Origin of the sequence: Streptococcus sp. (assembly GCF_019414905.1) — a bacterium.
Taxonomy (GTDB): domain Bacteria; phylum Bacillota; class Bacilli; order Lactobacillales; family Streptococcaceae; genus Streptococcus.
The window spans coordinates 1-2177 of sequence record NZ_DXLC01000045.1 but is presented as its reverse complement, the minus strand read 5'-3'; the positions used below and the strand labels follow the sequence as shown (position 1 = coordinate 2177).

Here is a 2177-nt window from a genome sequence, read left to right as displayed (position 1 = left end):
GCCTTGCTTGTCGGAATTCCAACCTTGCGTTTGAAGGGTGACTATCTTGCGGTAGCGACTCTAGGTGTTTCTGAAATTATTCGTATCTTTATCATCAATGGCGGAAGCCTTACAAATGGTGCGGCAGGTATCTTGGGAATTCCTAACTTTACAACTTGGCAAATGGTTTACTTCTTTGTCGTGATTACAACTATTGCAACCTTGAACTTCTTGCGTAGTCCAATTGGTCGTTCAACCCTTTCTGTTCGTGAGGATGAAATCGCTGCTGAGTCAGTTGGGGGTAATACGACTAAAATTAAAATCATCGCCTTTGTCTTTGGTGCCATTACTGCAAGTATTGCAGGGTCACTTCAGGCAGGATTTATCGGTTCAGTTGTACCGAAAGATTACACTTTCATCAACTCAATCAATGTTTTGATTATTGTTGTATTTGGTGGACTTGGTTCCATTACAGGTGCAATCGTTTCAGCTATTGTTCTGGGAATTTTGAATATGCTTCTCCAAGATGTTGCTAGCGTGCGTATGATTATCTACGCTTTGGCTTTGGTATTGGTAATGATTTTCAGACCAGGCGGACTTCTTGGAACATGGGAATTGAGCCTATCACGTTTCTTTAAAAAATCTAAGAAGGAGGAACAAAACTAATGGCATTACTTGAAGTAAAACAGTTAACCAAACATTTTGGCGGTCTAACAGCTGTTGGAGATGTGACTCTTGAATTGAACGAAGGGGAATTGGTTGGACTAATCGGTCCAAACGGAGCTGGGAAAACCACCCTTTTCAACCTCTTGACGGGTGTTTATGAACCAAGTGAGGGAACAGTAACCCTAGATGGTCACCTTTTGAATGGAAAGTCACCTTATAAGATTGCTTCTTTGGGACTTGGACGTACATTCCAAAATATCCGTCTCTTTAAAGATTTAACAGTTTTGGATAATGTTTTGATTGCTTTTGGCAACCATCACAAACAACATGTTTTTGCTAGTTTCTTACGCTTACCAGCTTTTTATAAGAGTGAAAAAGAATTAAAGGCTAAGGCTTTGGAATTGTTGAAAATCTTTGATTTAGATGGTGATGAAGAAACTCTTGCTAAAAATCTTGCCTACGGACAACAACGTCGTTTGGAAATTGTTCGTGCTCTCGCTACGGAACCTAAAATTCTCTTTTTAGATGAACCAGCAGCAGGTATGAACCCACAGGAAACAGCCGAATTGACTGAGTTAATTCGTCGTATCAAAGATGAATTTAAGATTACGATCATGCTGATTGAACACGATATGAATCTGGTCATGGAAGTGACAGAACGTATCTACGTACTTGAATATGGTCGTTTGATTGCTCAGGGAACTCCAGACGAAATTAAGACCAATAAACGCGTTATCGAAGCTTATCTAGGAGGTGAAGCCTAATGTCTATGTTAAAAGTTGATAATCTTTCTGTGCATTACGGTATGATCCAAGCAGTCCGTGATGTAAGCTTTGAAGTAAATGAAGGAGAGGTTGTTTCCCTTATCGGTGCCAATGGTGCAGGTAAGACAACCATTCTCCGTACCTTGTCTGGTTTGGTTAGACCGAGTTCAGGAAAGATTGAATTTTTAGGTCAAGAAATCCAAAAAATGCCAGCTCAAAAAATCGTGGCAGGTGGTCTTTCACAAGTTCCAGAAGGACGCCACGTCTTTCCTGGCTTGACTGTTATGGAAAATCTTGAAATGGGAGCTTTCTTAAAGAAAAACCGTGAAGAAAATCAAGCCAACTTGAAGAAAGTTTTCTCACGCTTTCCTCGTCTTGAAGAACGGAAGAACCAAGATGCAGCTACTCTTTCAGGGGGAGAACAGCAAATGCTTGCCATGGGACGTGCCCTCATGTCAACACCAAAACTTCTTCTTTTAGATGAACCATCAATGGGACTTGCCCCAATCTTTATCCAAGAGATTTTTGATATCATTCAAGACATCCAGAAACAAGGAACAACCGTCCTCTTGATTGAACAAAATGCCAATAAAGCACTCGCAATCTCTGACAGAGGATATGTACTGGAAACAGGAAAAATCGTCCTATCCGGAACAGGAAAAGAACTCGCCTCATCAGAAGAAGTCAGAAAAGCATATCTAGGTGGCTAAAACAATCCAGTGGATTGTTTTAGTCGGTAGATGAAGATTACGAAGTAATCATCATTAA

Annotated in this window: 3 protein-coding genes; all 3 read left to right on the top strand. The window is 40.5% G+C overall.

Features of this window, described 5'->3' with window-relative positions; genetic code table 11:
* The coding region (locus QZ359_RS01175; protein WP_293954408.1) for a branched-chain amino acid ABC transporter permease at positions 1-645 on the top strand (645 nt) is incomplete at its 5' end.
* On the top strand, positions 645-1409 hold the full coding sequence (locus tag QZ359_RS01170; protein WP_293954405.1) for an ABC transporter ATP-binding protein: 765 nt from the start codon (positions 645-647) through the stop codon (positions 1407-1409). The genes QZ359_RS01175 and QZ359_RS01170, both read left to right, overlap by 1 nt.
* Positions 1409-2119 (top strand): ABC transporter ATP-binding protein, encoded by a 711-nt coding sequence (locus QZ359_RS01165; RefSeq protein ID WP_000062200.1) that lies wholly within the window; start codon positions 1409-1411, stop codon positions 2117-2119. The genes QZ359_RS01170 and QZ359_RS01165 overlap by 1 nt, the downstream gene beginning before the upstream one ends.
* Positions 2120-2177: the final 58 nt, after the last annotated feature.

Excerpts from the sequence above, each read along its gene's own strand:
- QZ359_RS01170 (WP_293954405.1), top strand. The coding sequence starts at position 645 with ATGGCATTACTTGAAGTAAAACAGTTAACCAAACATTTTGGCGGTCTA.
- QZ359_RS01165 (WP_000062200.1), top strand. The coding sequence starts at position 1,409 with ATGTCTATGTTAAAAGTTGATAATCTTTCTGTGCATTACGGTATGATC.